The sequence below is a fragment of the Wukongibacter baidiensis genome (assembly GCF_050888315.1).
Classification (GTDB): Bacteria; Bacillota; Clostridia; order Peptostreptococcales; family Caminicellaceae; genus Wukongibacter; species Wukongibacter baidiensis.
Genome location: NZ_CP138202.1, coordinates 2688514 through 2709204 on the forward strand (window position 1 = coordinate 2688514; position 20691 = coordinate 2709204).

General features: G+C 34.5%; 16 protein-coding genes. 7 read left to right on the plus strand and 9 right to left on the minus strand.

Translation table 11 applies throughout. The features are described from left to right. Positions 1 to 13 precede the first annotated feature (13 nt). Complete coding sequence (locus R9X47_RS12140) at positions 14 to 943, minus strand: glycyl-radical enzyme activating protein (RefSeq protein WP_432667142.1); 930 nt, start codon at positions 941 to 943, stop codon at positions 14 to 16. A 585-nt stretch (positions 944 to 1528) separates the two neighbouring features. Between R9X47_RS12140 and R9X47_RS12145 the strand changes: the two genes are divergently transcribed. Together R9X47_RS12145 and R9X47_RS12150 are read left to right on the plus strand one after the other, a co-directional pair. Next, entirely contained in the window at positions 1529 to 2536 is a 1008-nt protein-coding gene (locus R9X47_RS12145) for a proline racemase family protein (protein ID WP_432667143.1), read from the plus strand. Between the two features lie 89 nt (positions 2537 to 2625). After that, a complete protein-coding gene (locus R9X47_RS12150; RefSeq protein ID WP_432667144.1) occupies positions 2626 to 4392 on the plus strand; it encodes a sigma-54 interaction domain-containing protein in 1767 nt (588 codons plus the stop codon). Positions 4393 to 4673: 281 nt separating this feature from the next. Here R9X47_RS12150 and R9X47_RS12155 read toward each other — a convergent pair whose 3' ends face one another. Continuing rightward, positions 4674 to 5999 (minus strand): sodium-dependent transporter, encoded by a 1326-nt coding sequence (locus tag R9X47_RS12155; RefSeq protein ID WP_432667145.1) that lies wholly within the window; start codon positions 5997 to 5999, stop codon positions 4674 to 4676. A gap of 416 nt (positions 6000 to 6415) precedes the next feature. Here R9X47_RS12155 and R9X47_RS12160 point away from each other — a divergent pair, with 416 nt between their 5' ends. Continuing rightward, positions 6416 to 7171 (plus strand): FCD domain-containing protein, encoded by a 756-nt coding sequence (locus R9X47_RS12160; RefSeq protein ID WP_432667146.1) that lies wholly within the window; start codon positions 6416 to 6418, stop codon positions 7169 to 7171. A 931-nt stretch (positions 7172 to 8102) separates the two neighbouring features. On the opposite strand, the gene R9X47_RS12165 is transcribed toward R9X47_RS12160, so the two are convergent. Next, a complete protein-coding gene (locus tag R9X47_RS12165; RefSeq protein WP_432667147.1) occupies positions 8103 to 8369 on the minus strand; it encodes an IS110 family transposase in 267 nt (88 codons plus the stop codon). Between the two features lie 261 nt (positions 8370 to 8630). Here R9X47_RS12165 and R9X47_RS12170 point away from each other — a divergent pair, with 261 nt between their 5' ends. The 3 genes from R9X47_RS12170 to proC all read left to right on the plus strand — a co-directional run bounded on the left by R9X47_RS12170 (position 8631) and on the right by proC (position 13338). Continuing rightward, positions 8631 to 10403, plus strand: coding sequence for a cobalamin-dependent protein (locus R9X47_RS12170; protein ID WP_432667149.1), 1773 nt, complete (start codon positions 8631 to 8633; stop codon positions 10401 to 10403). A gap of 16 nt (positions 10404 to 10419) precedes the next feature. After that, positions 10420 to 12432 carry a hydantoinase/oxoprolinase family protein gene (locus R9X47_RS12175; RefSeq protein ID WP_432667150.1) on the plus strand — a complete coding sequence of 671 codons (2013 nt, stop codon included), beginning with the start codon at positions 10420 to 10422 and terminating at the stop codon, positions 12430 to 12432. A 99-nt stretch (positions 12433 to 12531) separates the two neighbouring features. Further along, entirely contained in the window at positions 12532 to 13338 is an 807-nt protein-coding gene (gene proC, locus R9X47_RS12180; RefSeq protein WP_432667151.1) for a pyrroline-5-carboxylate reductase, read from the plus strand. A gap of 361 nt (positions 13339 to 13699) precedes the next feature. On the opposite strand, the gene R9X47_RS12185 is transcribed toward proC, so the two are convergent. From R9X47_RS12185 to R9X47_RS12200, 4 genes are all read right to left on the minus strand, one after another. Then, positions 13700 to 15040: a HAMP domain-containing sensor histidine kinase gene (locus R9X47_RS12185; RefSeq protein WP_432667152.1), complete on the minus strand. Its 1341-nt coding sequence runs from the start codon at positions 15038 to 15040 to the stop codon at positions 13700 to 13702. Then, positions 15030 to 15740, minus strand: coding sequence for a response regulator transcription factor (locus R9X47_RS12190; protein WP_432667153.1), 711 nt, complete (start codon positions 15738 to 15740; stop codon positions 15030 to 15032). Before R9X47_RS12190 ends, R9X47_RS12185 begins: the two co-directional genes overlap by 11 nt. 37 nt (positions 15741 to 15777) lie before the next feature. Continuing rightward, positions 15778 to 16962, minus strand: coding sequence for a 4Fe-4S binding protein (locus R9X47_RS12195; RefSeq protein WP_432667154.1), 1185 nt, complete (start codon positions 16960 to 16962; stop codon positions 15778 to 15780). 230 nt (positions 16963 to 17192) lie between these two features. Continuing rightward, a complete protein-coding gene (locus R9X47_RS12200; protein ID WP_432667155.1) occupies positions 17193 to 17759 on the minus strand; it encodes a DUF502 domain-containing protein in 567 nt (188 codons plus the stop codon). A 253-nt stretch (positions 17760 to 18012) separates the two neighbouring features. On the opposite strand from R9X47_RS12200, the gene R9X47_RS12205 reads away from it, so the two are divergent. Beyond that, complete coding sequence (locus R9X47_RS12205; RefSeq protein WP_432667156.1) at positions 18013 to 18711, plus strand: hypothetical protein; 699 nt, start codon at positions 18013 to 18015, stop codon at positions 18709 to 18711. Between the two features lie 88 nt (positions 18712 to 18799). Here R9X47_RS12205 and R9X47_RS12210 read toward each other — a convergent pair whose 3' ends face one another. Next, the gene (locus R9X47_RS12210; protein WP_432667158.1) at positions 18800 to 20215 is read right to left on the minus strand and encodes a PH domain-containing protein; all 1416 of its coding nucleotides are present in this window, start codon (positions 20213 to 20215) and stop codon (positions 18800 to 18802) included. Beyond that, positions 20208 to 20690: a PH domain-containing protein gene (locus tag R9X47_RS12215; protein ID WP_432667159.1), complete on the minus strand. Its 483-nt coding sequence runs from the start codon at positions 20688 to 20690 to the stop codon at positions 20208 to 20210. Before R9X47_RS12215 ends, R9X47_RS12210 begins: the two co-directional genes overlap by 8 nt. Position 20691: the final 1 nt, after the last annotated feature.

Consider the following 20691-nt stretch of genomic DNA (forward strand, 5'->3'; position numbering starts at 1 on the left):
TTATTCCCATCTATCAACGCACGATTTCTCGATTGTTATTTTTGGTATAATAGCAAACTTTATCTGTCCCTTTAAAAATGTCATTAGCATATTTTACAAGATCTCTAATTTCTTCATCAGTAGGGGGCTTTGTATCCGTAAGCAAATACTCTCTGCCCAAGGCTTTATATTTATTAATGCCAAACTGATGATAAGGAAGCAATTCGTACTCTTTTACATTGCTTAAAGTTTTTATAAATCTGGCACTAGCTTCAATATTTTCTTTTGAATCATTACAATTCGGGATAACTGGTGTTCTGATAATAACACTCATACCATAATCATCAATTGCTTTTATATTTTTTAGAATACCTGCATTGTCTATACCAGTAAGCTCTCTATGGATTTTGGTATTCATATGCTTTAAATCAATAAACATGCCATCAACATATGGCAGCACTTCTTTAAAAAGCTTAAACTCACCATAACCACAACTCTCAATTTGCACATTAATACCTGATTCATGACACTTTTTTGCAATATCTTTTAGAAAACCAGGTTGTGTAAGAGGTTCTCCACCAGAAAATGTAACGCCCCCTCCTTTCATATCATAGAAGATTTTATCTTTCTTTATTTCCTTGTATAACTCATCAATGCTATATTCCTTACCTTCTATATACTTTGCGCCAGCATAACAATGTTCCACACACCTAAAACACGATATACATTTATCTCTATCAATTTGTGGACCCTCATTGGTTAAGTGAATGGCATTCTCCGGGCATTCTTTGATGCAAACACCACATCCAATACATTTCCCTTGAGATTCCATTATTTCCGCCTGATAAATTTGAGATTCTGGGTTTGCACACCACTTGCATCTCAAAGGACATCCTTTTAAGAAAACTACCGTTCTTAATCCATGACCATCATGGATTGAACATTTTTGAATATTAAAAATCATTTCTACCTCCTAATTTATAGCTAAAAGATTTTTAACGCTATGTCTTGCCCCTTAATAGAGCAAAATACGTGCCAACTATTTTGAACCCAAAATAGCTATTTTCAGCTATATATCCCACTATTTTTTACAAGAATTCATGTATTCTAATCAAAAAAGGTACTAAAACGTATCATAATTGACACACAACTCTAAGTTGAATTTTTCACTCTACTTACTCAATGGAACCAAAGCTTCTTTTTCCAATCCTTTTGATAATTAAGCACTATCTAACCAAAATTGTGTGTCATTTTTGACGCACAGCATTTTGTCCAGTGTGTCATATTTGATACACTTAGAAAACTAGAGTTTTCCATCCTGCTGGATTAAGGCTAGAAAATCCATTCATTTCAATGGTTTAGAGTTTTAGCCTCCAAACCTGTATATCTGTGTGTCATTTATGACACACTACACTGTGTTCAGTGTATACTATTTGATACACATTCCTCGATTTTACGAATAATAACCCTTAAAATAGCCCTTTTTATATTGGTACAATTTTTGCATATATAACTAGTTATAAGACTAAAATCAATATGGAGGATTATAATGAAATCAAAAAAGATGTTTAGGACTATTGAAACCCACACTTTGGGACACCCTACTCGAAATGTCGTTAGTGGATTTCGCCACATTCCTGGCAAAACAATGGCAGAAAAGTATATTTATATGAAGGAACACGAAGATTGGTTCCGCAAACTACTATGTTTTGAACCCCGTGGCAGTGAAATAATGTCTGCTACACTGGTTACAGAACCATGTACCCCTGGTACAGATGTTGGTATTCTGTATTTCGAAGCAAGTGGCTGGCTACCAATGTGTGGGCACGACACCATCGGAGTAGCAGTAGCACTAATTGAAAGTGGTCTTGTCGAAGTCACTGAACCAACAACTGTTATCAACATGGATACAGCTGCAGGAGTAGTCAATGTACAGGCCACGGTAATCGATGGCACTGTAGAAGAAGTGTCCTTTCTCAATGCTCCTGCTAGTGTACTAAATAGAAATGTAGAAATAGACACAAAATTATTTGGGAAACTGAAGTTGGATATTTGTTGGGGTGGCAATGTTTATGCTATTCTACCGGCTGATAGCATCGGCCTCACAATTGAGCCACGCAATAGTAGTAAATTGGTAGAAGCAGCACAGTCCATTGCCGCAGATATCAACGAACAGGTCAGTATTCATCACCCAGAGTTGTCATTTGTCGACAGTGTGACCCATGTGGAATTTTCAGGACCACCAACCATCCCTGACTCAGACATTAAAAACTGTGTAGTTGCACTGCCAAAAGTAGTGGATCGTTCTCCTTGTGGCACTGGTACCTCAGCCAAGGCAGCCCTTCTGTATGATGAAGGAAAACTTTCCGTTGGTGACCATTTTTTCCATGAAAGCATCATCGGTTCTATCTTCAAATGTGAGGTTATGGAAGAAACCATGGTTGGTGATATCAAGGCAATTCGCCCACGTATTACGGGTAACGCTTGTATCATGGGGTTCGCCACATGGATTCTTGATCCTAAGGACCCATTCCCAGAAGGATTTCTGCTAGACTAATAATGCTTGATAATTGATTTTTTCACTTGTTGCATATATAATGAAACCATTAGTAACACCACACAATCAAGAAATAGAGAGGTTGTTCAATGGTGAATATTCAACATTTTTTAAGTGATATAAAAAAAATAGCGTTACAAAGTGATAAACGTAAAATAACCGGTAGAGACGCCTTGGTCAGAGACTTGTTTGAATTCATTCTGAAAAGAACACAGCTTGACTATCAACTCTTGTTGCTGTGCTCAAAAAAGGGGTTAATCATTGATTGTTTTTCACCTGATAAGGAGAATGAGCTTTCAGGGTATTCCATTAACATCGATACGTTTAATACCCACCAAGACCAACTTTCCATAAGCAATAACTTGGAGAATTATCACCTGATTTTCGTTGTCGAAGACAATGCAGTATCCCAAGTCAATCAATTGCTTAGTAGCTTGAAAATGTTACTGACGATTTATAACATAAATAGCGGCAACGCAAACTATCTTCTCGACTGTTTTGATTTTGTGGAGAATGCAATTTGTATCTACGACAAAGAAGCTTATTTACTTTATGGCAACAAAGCTTATTGCGAAAACATGCAAATTTTCGATAAGAACATGGCCATCGGTATGAACATAATGGATATCACAAAGCAGTCTGGCATTAAAATTCAATCCACAAAAAATGGATCAAGTAACTTAAAAATGATGGATTTATTGAAAAATGGAAAGAAGATTTTAGATTGGGAAGTCAAGATAGAATCGCAAACCTCTTCAAATAAGGCTCAGTTTGTTTCAAACAACATGTATCCAATAAAAAATAAAAGTGGTGATATCGAAGGCATGATTGAAATAGCATATTCCCATCAGTTGAGTTTGAATAAAACAAAGAAAATTATGGGATTAACTGCTGAATATACATTTGATTCAATAGTGGGGAATAGTAATGTAATCACAAAGACTATCCAAGAAGCTAAGAACTATGCCAACAGCCCTTATAACCTCCTGATTGTAGGTGAGAGCGGTGTTGGCAAAGAACTTTTTGCACAATCAATACACAACCATAGTGATCGTTGTCAAAATCCCTTTGTCGCACTTAATTGCGCCAGCTTCCCTGAAAATTTAATCGAAAGCGAACTCTTCGGTTATGTCGGCGGGGCTTTTACAGGCGCTTCCAAAAATGGACAGGTGGGTAAGTTTGAATTGGCTGACGGTGGTACTCTCTTTCTAGATGAAATTGGAGAGCTTCCTCATCATTTCCAGTCCAAACTATTACGAGTCTTGGAAACGCGAAAAGTGACGCGAATAGGCAGTTCAACAGAAACGCCTGTGAATGTTAGAGTTGTTGCAGCAACCAACAGAGATTTGAAAAAAATGATATCTGAAGGTCTGTTCCGTGAAGATTTATATTATCGTTTACAGGTACTAAATATTGAAATACCGCCACTGAGGGAACGTCGCGATGATTTATTACTGCTAACAAATTCTTTTTTTAATCAAGTAGCTAATGCTAATGAGGAAGAACCAAAATTTTTAGATCCTATGGCAAAAAACTGTTTAATGACTTATGACTGGCCAGGTAATGTACGGGAACTTCGTAACGTTATTCAACGAGTTACGTTACTGTCTAGGACGAACGCCATCTCAAAGGAAACATTAGAATCTGCAATATATTCCAAGGGATATAGCTTAAAATCCAAAGTTGAAGAAGAACCTGAAGTTCGCTTGAACAAACGTCTGCTAGATGTAGACAACGCTTACGTCAATTTAATCAATGAAGCCTTAGACATCACAGGTGGAAATAAAAAACAAGCCGCTGAACTTCTTGGAGTGTCTAGGAAGACCCTTTATCGATTGATTGAAAAGTACTTCTAAATCACATAAATGCTAAAAAGCACCAACAATATCGGTTATCCGATATCGTTGGTGCTTATCTTATTGTTACATTCAATAACAAAGGAGAGTTTTGTAATCAAAAAAGAAACCTGCATCAATGATGCAGATTTTTTTTTAGGGAATCTATATTCCAAGAACCTATTGGTTACTTTTTAGTACCCTTCATACTCTTGGCTACAAGTACTCCTGTAGTTCCCCAAATAGCCACTACTACTATTATCGTCATTATAACTGCTGAAGTTTCCATACCGTTCCTCCTCTTATATCAAAGACTTGATTACCAAGAATATTACTATTGGTCCTGCTACATACTTTATATAAGGAGCATACCACTTGCCAATCTTGAAATCACTGCATGGATTTATTATTTCAGTTCTAACCTTTTCAGCTCCGTATATATATCCTATTACGATTACTGAGATTGCAGCAGTTATAGTATATCCGTAATTCCCAACAACCATATCTACCGTTTCTAGAATTGATGGATTATAGATACAAGGAATTCCTACCGCAAGAGTTAATACTGTGAAAAAGCTAACTGACTTTTTCCTTGACCATCCAAACTTGTCCATGAACGATGTAACAGGAAGTTCAAGGTTAGCAATAGCTGAACTCAGCCCTGCAAAGAATATTGCTGTAAATAGAATCACTCCAATAATCTGTCCACCAGGGATAAGATTGAATATCGCTGGAATTATTATGAAAATCAATTCTGCTCCAGCCTTTGGATCGAATCCAAGTGCAATTACTGCCGGAATAAGCGCAAATCCTGCAAGTAATGCAATTGATGAGTCAAGGAATGCGATTGTGGTCATATTCAAAGCAATATCGTCATCTTTCTTCAATCGGCTACCATAGGCAATTAGGAATCCTGGTCCAACCCCTACTGAGAAGAACGCCTGTCCAAGTGCGATAAACCATACGCTTGGATCTGCAAGTGCTGAAAAATTAGGTGACATATAGAAATTTATACCTTCTGCTACATTAGGTAAAGTCAATGTCCTAATCAACATTATTCCAAATGCAATAAATATTGTAGGAATCATTATTTTACAAGCTTTTTCAATCCCTTTAACAACACCTCTAGAAACAACGAATCCTGTGACCAAAACTACAAATACAAATACAAGAGTTAGTATTGCTCGGTTTTCTATAAAATGGTTAAAAATTTCTTCAGTACTCATAACAGTCCATTTTGCTGTCAAAGCTACATAAATATAATAAACACTGTAACCAATTATTGCACAATAAGTAAAGTTAACAAATCCACCGATTAATGCACCAAATCCGCCCGTTAATGTACCCAGCTTGTCATTACCAGTTGCAAATACATGGGCATCCATTGCACCTTTCTGCACTTTTTTACCAATTGCTGCCTCTAGCATCAATAGTGGTATTGCAATACCTACAACAAGAATCAAGTATGCCAATACAAATGCGCCTCCACCATACTTTCCTACAAGATATGGAAACTTCCAGATGTTTCCCATACCAATGGCCATACCAGCTGACGCAAGAATAAAACCAATTCTCGAAGTCCACTGTTCACGGTCTTGTACTTCAACGTTTTTCGTTTGATCTGACATTTATACCCTCCTATAAAATAATATTATATCATTACTGAGTATCAAATCAGTAAATCAACCTATTTAAGCGGTGTTCCTTCTTTCCTAAAGTTGGATACCCTTCGTCAATCAAAAAACTGGTCAAAAATTAATCGATTTTATCCATTAATTCAAGATGTTCATGACATCATACGTCTCACTAATCAAATTCATAAAATTATCTCATTTGACATATATTTGCATTAACGGCTTTTTTATGAGTATATCAAGATGTTATGTATTCATATTTGACTCTATTTATAAACATTATAACACATTTTGATTGTTATTCAATAGTTTTTTTTCTCACACTTAAACATATTTACTATATTAGGCAACCTATTGATTTGTGACAATGTATATAGTAAAATGAAATGAACCAATGAAGGAGGTGTAAAATGACAGAGTTTAAAAATAAGGACTATATAATATTGAAAGCCATATCAGATGCAAGTATTCCTTTAGGTGCTCACAAGATACTCAGAATTCTTGATGAAGAAGGATATAGTCTAAGCCTTTCAACAGTTGGTAGACTCCTCAACGATCTGGAAAACAAGGGATTTATACAAAAAGAAAAAAAAGGACGTTCAGTAACCGATGCGGGAAAACAATACATTTCAAAGTTTGACATTATGAATAAAAGCGTCTCTTACCATGAAAAGATATATGACAATGCAAATCACACACAGGAAAAACAATTGAATGATTACTTTGATGCAAGAAAAATGGTGGAAAAAGAAGCGGTTGCATTAGCAATAAAAAATATGACTGATGAAGATCTAAAAAATCTGATTAATATTTTCAATGATCAAGTAGAAACCATGGACAAAAGTACTGGAGATATCAGTATGAATGATGCAATAGATGCCCATGCCAAGCTTGATTATGATTTTCATATACTAATTATCAAAGCATCAAAAAACCTTCACTTAATGAATTTTTACGAAATGCTAGGTTTCTCGGAAAAGGCTCAGAGCCTCTATGCACTCATGGTAGGTGTACACCTGCACGGTCACAGTAGAATTGTAAAAGCTTTCAAAGAAAGAGATATAGAAGCTGCTGTAAATGCTGTAGATCTTCACATTGAGGAGGTTCGCGAAGAAACTTTCAAATACATCAATAGTAAAAAACTTATATCCAAAATTTCACTCTAAAGGAACATAGATTTATAAGTAACTATAGGAGGTGTCCCAGAATGGCGAATTTCTGCGTTATTTGAAATGTTCACCGACTTGGCACGTACGTTAGTACTAGCCAAACCGCCTGAATTTCAAAACCTTGAACTTCGCTCATTCTGAAACACCCTGGGGCTGAGCTCATCAGAAACCTTTATGAGACAGCCCCATTATATTTTCATTTTTGACCACATAATAACCATTGGTAGATAATTGATAGCAACCCTTAGCTTTAGATACTTCTAATAATTCTCTATGAATCCCATTGCCTTCCATCACTTGTCCTTCTAATTAATAAAGGCTCTCTCAACATATCAAAATATGCTGAGAGTAGATTTCCAAATATTCAAAACCCATGTCCCGTTGACGACTACATATCGGACTAGATATTAGGAAGGATTCCTACAATTCATAGACCCTACTCAGTTTAAATAATGACTTTAAAAGTCCTACGTACTATTTGATTTATCAACGATAAATACTACCAAACCACCTTCTAATCAAAAACCATAATGTATCAAAGGTATAACTACATGCCATACTTTTCGACTATTCTCATCTCCTTAAAACCTATTAAGACCCTCGTTAGAAAATCTTCACTCAAATAGAAAATCATTATAATCAATCGAGAATTTATCACCATTAATACATTAGTTTCATTCCAATTTCACCATCCAATAATTTATATAGTCTTTTTTAAATACATCAAAGCATCAAATATTTATTCTTGAATATATCTACTAATAATGTTACTATAGTCATATAATATCGTTTAGTCAATCATTAACAATCAGCATGTATTTTCAAAGGAGACCAGCAAAAACCAAAAGCTTGCTAGGATGACTAACATGGTGAATGTCTCCAATCTCACCAAGGATCATGACGACATTAAGAAGATGTGCAAGATGAGTCATATGCATAGAAGCGATTTCCTGCTGTGCAGAAGCTTCCTTGAGCAAGGCATATAGAAAAAAACAAGGTTGTTGCCATAATGAGCTGTTGATCTAAGGCCGATGATGAGGTTGTCCTTCTCGAAAGAATTGAGACAAGAGGTCAACTTATGGAAGCCATCATCGTCATTTGAGAATTCAAAGGGCTCAGCGAGTATCTCGTCATCTGAGGATATGACAGAGGCAAAATGAGTTTTCTTGGCGATATCAACGCCAACGTAAATCATTTGAGGATCTCCTTTCATTTTATTGACACTGTGATGATCCACCTCGTTTTATCATCATAGACTTGATAGATATGAGAGCTCAGAGGCACATCCAACTATAAATGATTTAGATAAAACAGTGGCAATACACTCCTTCGAGCAGTCTAGGCTACGAGGAAATTATCAAAAGTCCACAGGTCTAAACTCATTGTAGTCACAGTGAACACTAATAATGAAAGGAGAGTATGATTTTGGCTTCCGACTATATCATACAAGTACTCGATGAATAAAAAACTGAAATCTCAAATTAAACGTTCCATGCCAAAGAATCTAAGGCCAGGAAAAGAAATACTGAATGAAGGGATTGAACTTTCAAAATCAATTGATATTGGTCAAACACTTTTTCTTAAGGAAAACAATGTTAAGTCTGAACTTGAATACAAGAAAAAGATGATGAAGGAAAGGAAAGTTACTTTCAATATGCAATATGGGCTTTCTGATTTTGAAAAAAGCATAAAAGGACTTGAGCATATTTATAACGAATGTGTAAGCAGAGGTCACGAAGTCACAAGATTCGGTCTTTGCCTTGACCGCTCAATGGGACTACCAAAACAAATGCGAGATAGAGTAGCTAGGGAAAGTGGGCTCTTTATTGAAAATGAAGAAGGATGGGAGAGAATTGCACAAACCGTTCCAATGCAACCTCACTATGGCGACCACATGATTGGTTCCCCAGCCTCAGTCGAGAATACAATTAGTGCTTTGAAATCAGGAGTTACTACAATAGGAAATTATTCTCAATATTTTACCTATGAGTATCCTCTCTGGGAAAACAAAGTTTTAAGAACTGAAAATACAATAAGGGCTCTAGGCATCATGGCTGATAAAAGAAATGACGGCGTCCTTGTTCACTCCAATATCGATGATGGTGTAAGTGCGTATTTTTCAGATACTTGTTCTTTAATAGCATGGGCCATTCTTGAGTTCTATATCGTGGAGAAACTTACAGGTGCTAAAATAGCTCAAACCTTTGGAAATCTTGTAGATGATCCAAAACTTAGAATGGCTACACTTATAGCACTTAACAAAATTCACGATGGTAAGCTTGTAGGAGCAATGGTTATCGGAAACACTGTTGGTGCGACAGAAGATCTTGATAGAAATTTTGCGTCAGTTGCTGGATATGCTATATATGACATGATTCTTCAAATGAAACATCCTACAGGACATGCCATACAGCCCCTACCCATAACAGAAATGATAAGGATTCCTACGCCCGAAGAAAATGCTCAAATTCAAGTATTTGGAAACCAACTCCTTAAGGAAGCTGAAAAAATTTATAAATCAGGATTAATTGACTTTACTCCAGTATATGAACTTAGCGACCAACTATACAAACAGGGACAGAAATACTTCAACAACATGATTAACTTTTTGAAAGACGTTGTAGACATCACTGACCCACTTCAAATGATGCTTGCAATTAAAAACATCAATCCAGTATATATCGAGAAAATTTTTACAGATACATTGGATGAGGAATCATCTACATACAAACCAATAGTTCCAAGAGGAATGTATGCAAAAATCGAAGACTTCATAGAAAAAGAAAACCAAAGAATAGATTTTAAGAACATCAAAAATTCTAGTGTCATAACTGGATTAAAGGCAGTTGTGGCAACTACCGATGTCCATGAATTCGGTAAGATGGTTATAAACGGAGTTTTAAAGGAATGTGGGGTGGAAGTCTTTGATGCAGGTTCTGTAGGAAATCCGAATGACCTCGTTTATCTAACATCTAAAGAAAAAGCAGACATCCTAATTGTCAGCACTCATAATGGAGGAGCACTTTCCTATGGCAAAACCCTTACAGAAGGAATGGAAGAGTACGCCATCAACATTCCAGTATTCATGGGCGGAAGGCTCAATGAAGATACGGGAGATGATGTACCTGTAGACGTTACTGCTGATCTTAAAAAAATTGGCGTAAACACTTCAAGTACCCCTGAGGAGCTAGTTAGAAGACTTATCCTACTATTTGAATCTGATGAATAATTGCTAGGAGGCTTGAATGAACATAGGCTTGGGAATCGATACTGGTGGTACCTATACAGATGCCATCCTATACGATTATGATACAAAGGAAATTATATCATCTGTCAAAACACCTACTATAAAGAATAATTTAAAAAAATCCATCACAGAAGCTATTTGGCACTTCTCTGAACACTATAGAGAAAGAATTGATTTTGTCTCTCTGTCTACTACACTTGCAACAAATGCAGCTGTAGAGAACAAAGGATGTCGGGCCACCCTTGTGCTTATAGGCCCGTCGCCAGAGATCATTAAGGGGATTATAGACGAAAAAGGGGCTGAATTTGGTCTTCAGAATGCAGTCAACATAATATATCTAAAAGGGGGACACGACTGTCTGGGAAACATCATAATGACTCCCGACTGGAGCAAGTTTAAAAAGAAGCTACTGAAATCAATCCGTTCAACAGATTCATTTGCAGTAGCACAAATTTGGGGGATAAGAAATCCAGAGTTCGAGCTCATCGCTAAGGACATCATAATACGTGAAACAGGCATGACATGTGTATGTGCTCACAAGCTTACGACCAAACTTAATTTTCTGAAAAGGGCAAGCACTGCGCTTCTGAATGCTAAATTGGTAAATATAAATAGAGAATTCATAAAATCTGTCAAAGAAAGTCTTCATAATATGAACATATCAGCACCAATTTCCATCGTGAAAAGTGACGGTACACTCATGACTGAGAAAATAGCTCTTGAGAATCCAGTCTTTACTCTTGCCTCTGGTCCTGCGTCAAGCATTGCAGGAGCAATCACACTTACAAACGAGAAGGATTGTATAGTTGTAGACATGGGAGGTACAACCAGTGACCTTGCCCTAGTTCGGGATTGTCAGGCAGGTACATGTGAAGAAGGTTTAGTGATTGGAGATTATAGACCCTATATCCCCTCAATCAAAATGAGAACCGTAGGGCTTGGAGGAGACAGTCGCATCAGCTTTGATATAAATGAAAATATCATAATAGGTCCTGAAAGGATTCTTCCATTCTCAAGGCTAGCAGAGGGGTATCCTGAGGTAATAATTCAAGCAAAGAAAATTCTAAATGCAAGAAAAAAGAAAACATATCCTCTATGTGAATTTCTTATATTGAATCAAAATTGCAAAAATGTCAAGTTTTCTAAAAACGAAAAGATTATCATCGACCTTCTGCGTAATGGTCCAAAATCTATTGAACAAATTTCAGTAAAACTTAAGACATTTATCAGTGAACTTGATATTAGGAATCTTATAGATAAAGACATAATACTGAAAAGCGGTCTGACCCCTACAGACATAATGCATATAAAAGGTGATTTTAATGAATTCAATACAGAGGCAGCGAGCATATGCTCTGAAATAATGGCAGAAAGAGTAAACCTGTCTGGAGTAAAAGAACTTTGTAATGTAGTCTACAACTTTATCAAAAGCAGGCTTTTTTATAAAATAGTCAAGATGATGTCAGATGACAAAGTCAGTTTAGACAGACCAGAAGTGAGAGATCTCATTCTCATGAGTTATTTCAATAATAACCCTCTATTCAATATTAACATTAAGTCAAACATATCACTTGTTGGTGTTGGAGCTCCAATCCATGTATTCCTTGACGATGTTGCTAGTGCTCTAAACTGCAAAGTAATAACACCACCCTTTGCCGAAGTTGCAAATGCAACAGGAGCAATAACTGGCATCATAAGGGAAGATTTTTTAATAACTATAAAACCAAATGAAATTGAAGAAGGTGAATATTCTGGTTTTGTATGTTTATCGTTAAAGGGCAGAAACGTCTTCAAAAGATATGAAGATGCTCTTAACTGGTCTATACAAACGTGCGGAGAATTAGCTGAAATCAAAGTTCTTGAAAGCGGAGGCACTTCTATAAGACTTTCCTCTAACTACAGAGAATTTTTTGCATCTCCAAAAGGACTGAAAAACAAAGAGGAAATTCGCAATTATCCATTTATTGAGACAGTGGTCGAAGCAGTAGCCATAGGCAGAATAAACACATAACCTTAGATAAAATGAATACTCAAACGAGTTCTTTTTAATAAAGATTCCTACACGGAATCAATTTTATAAAATGATTTGTTTAACAAGGAGGATGCAGAAATGCAGAGGAAAAAAATATTATTTATTGGTGCAGGAATGATGGCGGAAGGTATAATCAAAGGATTTATATCTAGTGGAACCGTTAATAGTGAGCAAATTCTTATTTATGATATTTCCAAAGATAGAATGTCTTCTTTAAAGAAGACATATTGTATTAATACATTTACAAATATATCAAATGCAGTAAAAGAAGCTGATGTGGTTTTCGTATCCGTTCGTCCACAAAATATTGTTGAAGTTCTACCAGTTCTTAAATGCAATAATAACTGTATTGTAGTGTCTATTGCTGCAGGAATTGACATCCAATCTATTGAAAATATCATTGGGACGAACCGAAAAATATTTCGCGTAATGCCTAATACTTTAACCGATACAAGAAAAGGGGTCAGTGGTATTTGCTATAATGAAAATGTAAGTGAAGAAGAATTTGCTGAGATTGATCAACTATTGCAATCTATCGGTGAAACAACTAAGATCCAGGAAAGCTTGTTTAATGCTTTCAGTGCCTACTGTACTGCAGGACCAGCATATATTTATGAATTCGTTGAAGCAATGATTGATGCTGGAGTTTTTGTTGGTTTTTCTCGTAGTCAATCTAGAGAATTTACACTTCAAAACATGCTTGGAGTAGCGACTAGGTTGTTAAATTCAAAAGAACACCCTGCAGTCTTCAAAGAGCGTATGACATCGCCTGATGGAACATCGATTACAGCATTAAATGTTTTAAATTCATATGGTTTTAAAGGGATTATTCAGAATGCTATAAAAAAAGGATTAGATAAAGAAAATTCTCATATTAATCTTTAGAATTACTCGTATTATAAAGCAAAACAATCCTAAAATGTAAACGAATAATCTTCTACTAAAGTAGTTTGCAAATGTTTTAGCTAACAAGCGGTGAATCTTTTTAAACCGATTATTCCATAGAAAGCTCTTATATTTTTTCGCATATCGTTTAAATGACTACAATAAATTATTCTCGTATGGACTATTTAAGTGGATGCAGGCAAATTAATGCCTGCATCCCGTTTTCATAAAATTTTCACTCCAAAAGAATCTTTACCTTTTAAAATAATTTTTTATTCTGTCCATATACTTAATCCCGGATTATTCATGAAAAATTCAAAACTCTGCTGCGCTCTTTTGATTCTAAGACACCCATCAAATTCTAATTTCTATTAAATACAACCGTAAACTTAACACCTTGTTCACAATTACTAGCATAAACTTCGCCACCATGAATCCTTATCACTCTTCTCACAATCGCTAATCCCAATCCAAAATTCCCTTGCTTATCTTTGGTATGACTTTCGAATAGATCATCTGGATTTTCAATCGAAAAATGAGGTCCATCATTGGATATGATAATTTTATCATGGTCAGTTATATCGATTTTAATTTTCTGTTTTGCAAATCTAATCTGATTATCTAAAATATTTTCAAATGCAATCAGTAAAGATTCAACATCTCCTGAGATTTCTAACTCTCTAAGATTTAATTCCCAATCAATATCAGGGCAGATAATTTTATATTTCTGAACTAAATTTCTTATCATCCTATCAATGCTAACTTCTTCCCAGATACTTTGATCTCTTTGTATATGTTCTAAAGTATTCAGTCTTAGTAGCTGGATAATCTTTCTTTCTAGTCTGTTTGATTCTTCTTGGATAATATCAATGTATTCCAAATCATTCGGTTTATATTTTCCATCTTTTACAGCTTCAATATAGCCCTTTATAATCATTACCGGAGTTTTTAAATCATGAGATACCGATTGAAGAAATTCTTTTTCTCTATTATCAGCTTCTTTTAGAGATTCTTTCATCTTATTTAGGTCTTGAATCAAGTCATTGATTTCAATAGTATCGGACATTTTGACGGTATAATCCCAATTCTTACTTGCTATTTCATCGGTAAATCCCTTCAATTCTTGAATGGGTGATGCAATCTTTTTAGCTATCTTTCTTGATACAATAAATATAAACACTAAGAAAACTGCTATCATCATTGCCAAAAGTAAATAGCTCAATACACTATCTTCAGCTTTTTCTATATAAACCTTGATATTTCTATTCTCTTTCACGCCATAGTAATAAAAATTCATGAAATAATAATTGATTTTGCCATTAGATATTTTCCCACTATCTTTTACAACTAAGTTTGATATATCTTGTATAATTTGATCGTCATGAGAATGGTGAAGGTAAGCTTTTCTCACAAAATCATTAATAAGTATATTCTCTATTTTTGATTGACTTTCATCCATATGAATTGTAAAAAACATTGGGAAATATAGCTCACCATCTTCCTCAAGCACGCTTTCATTATCATAATCTTCTGATATAGTGGCTATTTCTCTTAATCTTTCATAAGCGCTTCTACTACGAATTTTTTCTATTATCGTTATATTTATAATGAGAAAAACTATAAATAAAATAATGAGTATTTTTGCAAATTCAATCCAAATTTTATAGCTTAAGTTTTTGGGGTTGTGATTTCTATTTTTCATCGCTATACTCACGTTTCATTATATATCCATATCCATAGACATTTTCTATTGGCAATCTAGGTGCTTTTTTTCTTATTCGTCTAATAGTGTCATCAACGACTCTCGATGATCCAAAATAATCTATACCCCAAACATAATCTATGATCTCATCTCTTTTTACTGCTATTCCAATGTTTTTAATGAAATAATCTAATAAATCATATTCTTTATTTGTAAGGATAATACTTTCACCATCAATAGCTAAATCTCTTGTCTGCCTTCTAAAAGAGTACTCTCCAATAAATTCAGATGAATGATCTGTTTTTCTTTTCTCTTGTTTCAATAACCTATTAACTCTCAAAACCAATTCTCTAGGTAAAAATGGCTTTGGCAGATAGTCATCACTACCCATTTCTAGTCCAATCACTCGATCCAATTCAGCATTACGGGCAGACATGAATATCACAGGCACTTCCTTGTTATGCTTTTTTATCTCTTTAATTAAAGTGTAACCATTCATTCCAGGCACCATGATATCCAGTATCCATAAATCAACATCTGTACTTATTTCTTTATAGGCTTTTAATCCATCGTTAAATATCTTCACCTCATAGCCTTCATCTTCTAAATAAGTTGTTAGCAGTGTGGCCAGATGTTCTTCATCCTCTACTAAATATATCTTTCTAATAATAACACCCCTCTTTACTCCTAAGACATTCATATAAATATTTTTTCAATTTTATAATCATATCCTAGCTTTAATGGCGATGCTTCCTTTTATCCTTAGTAACAATATAGTCTTTTTGTCCTAATGCATTTTTTACAGAATTTATAATTCCCGATGATGAATAGGTCGCCATAGTAACAGTATCGACTTTCGTAGTTTGATTGGCAATAATCTCATTTGGAATGATTCCATTTGCATGGTTAAACCATCTTGCATCATCTTGATGACTCGTAATCGCTATGGACTTTATTCTCTCATTTTCTATAGTCACATCTGTCTTAATTATACCATTAAAGCCTTCAGCTTGACCCGTATATACGCCGTCTTCAAAGCCTACAGCATCTGATGTTTCTACCTCTGCACCTGTTGCCACTACAGCCTGAGTATTTATATATTCCGGGAAAGGTTTATTTCTCTGGCCTAAAATAAGTAATAGACCGAGAATTAAAATTCCACATGTAACCACAAATATATTTTTCTTCGTAACCTTTCCTCTTAATCGAGCTTTCAATTCACCATTTTTTATTGAACGATTAAATGATTTTACATCGTCAATTATAGGTACAACTTTCAACGTATTTTCTACAGGGCAGCTACTTACACACTCATAGCAATTGACGCACTGCAGCGAATTTACTTTTCTATTTGTGGATATCTCTATGTTCATAGGACAAACTTTATCACATATTTTACAGTTAACACAGCTGCTTTCATTTCTTTTTACCCTAAATGGTCTAGCCACTCCCATTAATCCATATTTTGCCCCTTCGTAACAAAAATAATTGCAAAAAGGTCTTTTAAAAAATACTCCTATAACTAAAAAAATGATTATCGTCATGATTGCACCTAATGAAACCACTTGACTATCTATCACCTTTAAAAAGTTAACTCTTGGATCATATCCTAATAACTGAAAGATTATTTGCACACCAGATACTCCTACTAGAAGAAATATAATATATCTAGTAAATACTAAAAACTTCTGACATTTTTTAGGCATTTGCCTTTGTTTTATTCTTAGAGTTTTTCCTAACCTAGAGCTTAAATCCTGCATAAATCCAAAAGGACATACAAATCCACAAAAAATTGGCCCTAGCAAAATTCCCAAAAGTATAATAGTTGTCATTGCATATGGAATTTTTGTAATTAATCCAACTGCAAACAACAACATAAAAATCACCTGTACTGCTACTCTAATTGTCTGTAATCTTTTCATTTTTCCCCCTCCAATTCTATTTTATATTATACAAATAATAAAAAATAAAATATACAACACAACGAAGTGAAAATAATGTGAAAGTTGTGGGATTGATAAAATAGCTAAGACTCTTCTTAATTGCAAAAAAAACTACCTACTTTCCTATAAAGTAGATAGTTTGAAGCAGTTATACTATATTTAATTATGCCCTGTGAATCTAAAAAGGTGATGCTATATAATCTTACCTATTAAAAATCGACACTTCCCATACTAACCACTGTCTTGATTGCCTGATCAACAGTTATATCCAATTCCTTTACATGATCTTTATGTACATAAACTAAGAAACCATTAGTTGGATTAGGTGTAGTTGGGATGAATACTGCCACTTGGTCTTCACCGCACATATGTACATTGTTATTAGTAATAAATCCAATACTTGTAACTCCTTTCATCGGAAACTCTACCATTACGACCTTAGAAAAGGATCCTTTTTTATTTTTTGTGATAGTTTCACTGATATCTTTAATAGCCCTGTAAACTGACCCTGCAAATGGAAGTTTTAATATGAAATTCTCAAAGGCATTAAATAATCTTTCACCAAGAACAAAGTTCGTTATACATCCAAATAAAAATATAAGTGATATAGTTAATATGAAACCTACTCCTGGAATAGGTTTTCCAAGTACTGCAGCTACAAATCCCTTTGTCATATTGTCTATAATACGGTAAACAATTTTTATTACATAGAAAAATAATCCTAGGGGTAAAATGGTTAGAAATCCTGATATGAATAGTCGTGTAAGTTTTTTCATTCCCTTAATCTCTCCTCAATTAGTTTATGAATTAAAAATATTTCCCTTCAATTAGTCCCATTACTGGATTACTTGTAATTATATACCAGAGTATAATCCTGTGTTTCAAGTTATTATAGCACAATTTTATAATTATTTTCATTAGAAATTTATGTTCTTTGAAAATCTGATGTAGGTATGTTTATTGCTAAGAACACTTACCAGAAATCCTTCATATACTGATAAAGAAGATTAATTTCAAGGAGGTATCTTAGTGTTCTATTCCTATCATTACAATCTCTATCCCTATTACTCATATCCTCAATATTTTTATAACTATTTCTACTCACCATTCTCATTAGAGCCCATAAATTTATATCGTTATAGTAGTAAAGGGATTTTAAGACCTCAACAGCATCAGTTTTATAGAGAACTTTCTATTAAATACATTACCGATTGGTTTAGTGGTAAATATGATGAATATAAAAAGTATTTGTTCAAGTGTTTTTATAAATATCCCTATGAATTTGAAAAAATTAAGAAATGCCTACAAGAGGAATATAATGTACCCAAATCTATGGCCGAGAATATGACCAAAATGGTTCAGTACGGATATGAAACGTCAGGATGGGCGAGTAAAAGACTATCATTAAATAAACTAAGTGGAGAATGGAAGACCAATCTAGGTATGTTGAAATTATATATTTCAGAGGATTTAGTCCCTACAGATGATACTATTTTTCCTTATGCTAATAAGGTTACCGGTAGTTATGATTGGGATGGTGGTGGCAGAATTGAAGGTTCCGTAAACTGGGGAGGTGCTTCTTCTGGTGTTATAATAGGACCAAATGTACAAGGAGAATTTGAAATAAAATTTGAAAAAGATAGTAGTGGTAAAAGGACTTTCAAAGGAGCCTTTACTGAAAATGATGAAAACCACGATTGGGAAGGCGAGCAAATTAGTGAATATTAGTTATTCAAAATATATTTACACACAAAGAGTGTCAAGGTTGATAAGTTACTCCTCCTGACACTCTTTCTTTTCGTCATTACTTAAGTTCTTATTTATTTTTTTGAATTTCCTTTACATATGCTTCAAATAAAGAGCTATCCATATGCTTCACTTTAATATCCCCTATAACCTTTCCCCAGGTTATAATAGAGTAGTTGCATATTCCTTTTTGCTTCTGAAAGTAATGCTGGGATTGACATATAGACTGAATGACATTGCCGTTTATATAGGATTGTTTTTTCTTAAAAGCTCCTCGTGATGCATACAATATCCTGCGATTCATTTTCATTCCTAAGGCTGTATTCCTGTAGATCATATAGCCATGGACTACTGCTATAGTAATTACCAGAACCCCTACCCAAGCATATCCAAAATTATAGGCTAATATAATGGTTCCTATGATAGTCACCAGTACTTTAGAAAGTATAAAATGAATGAAAGATTTTTGGGGTGGTCGGTGAATAACTCCTGAATCTTGATGGATACTAGGTAGCAATTCATTAAGGATTTGTACCTTCACTTCTTCGTTACAATATGGATACAAAACAGCCTTCTCATTGCCTTCATCACCATATCCAATACTCTCAATTTCGATGGTGTATTTATGAAACCATTGCATTAGCATGGATTGTTTAATGTGTATTCCTTTAATTTTCCTTCGATCAAAGCTATAATTTTTCTTCTCAAGTAATCCATATCTAATCTTCAAGGTCTTTGGCTCAATTCTTATTTGGAAACCTGAGTACCTAAGCATATTTCTTACCAATACTGCTATAAAGCCTATAGCAAGAGATAATCCTATTAATCCCAAAAGCCTATAAGTTGTAAACTGGGCATTATTTAGATATGCGTCGCGATTAAATCCTATCACATTTCCAATATCATCTAAACGCTCATATAAAGCCCATAAAACCAGCAAGATTTCTATGATGCCATTAGAAAGTAAAGAGTATCTTATTAATTCTGAAATACTTACATCATAGGTACAACCAACTTCTAGATCATGGTCATTTGATTCATTCTTTCCTAATAACTGTTGCTGTAATTTATTCGCCCGATCTTTTCCCAATATAAGGATTAGTTCTGAACCTGTATCGAGTATACTTTCCGTATCAATCTTTACTCGTGATAGACCTGTTATCTGTTCTAATAGATTCTGGGATAGGTCAATGGTATTGATTTTATCCAATGGTATATCTCTTCTTATTCTCTTTATAAAACCTTTTTGAAAGAATAACTTGTCATCTTTAATATAGAAATAGGTATGCCGCCATGATAGAACATAGCTTATGTTAATAACACCTAGATAGACCAATATAATCCCTATCGCAGCTAGCCAGCCAACTTTGCTGATTAGAATAAGATAGAGTACCAATACTATGACCAATTGTTTTAAGACTCCATTAATTATGATACGAGCTAGTAAAGATAGCAGATGATTACGTTCTCCTTCATACCTATTCATATCTATCACCTGATTGGATCACATCTGTCAATCGACTAGAAACCTTCTCTGCTTCTTGCTCTGTTAATGCAGGAATTTCGTGAACCCCTCCAGCCGTATTGATAATAACCGTTACTAACCCATAGCAGCGATTAATGGGTCCTTGTTCTACATCCATGTATTGAATCCTTGATATGGGAATCACCATATGTTTCCTGATAAAGATCCCATAGATTAGGTCTATCCTTTCATCTGTAATGCTATATCTCCACTCTTTATACTCAATTATAGGAAATGCAAATATATAAGCTACTAAGAAAAGTAGTAATCCTCCAGTTACTGAGTATATTAGATATATTAATCGTTGATCTGTAATCCTAGGTAATAGGATAATATGCATACCAGCACCATAGATTAACATTAAAATTATACATATGATTAATCGGCTTATTATCCAAGATTTTATAGCTTTTTTACTAATTCTATTATATGTCATC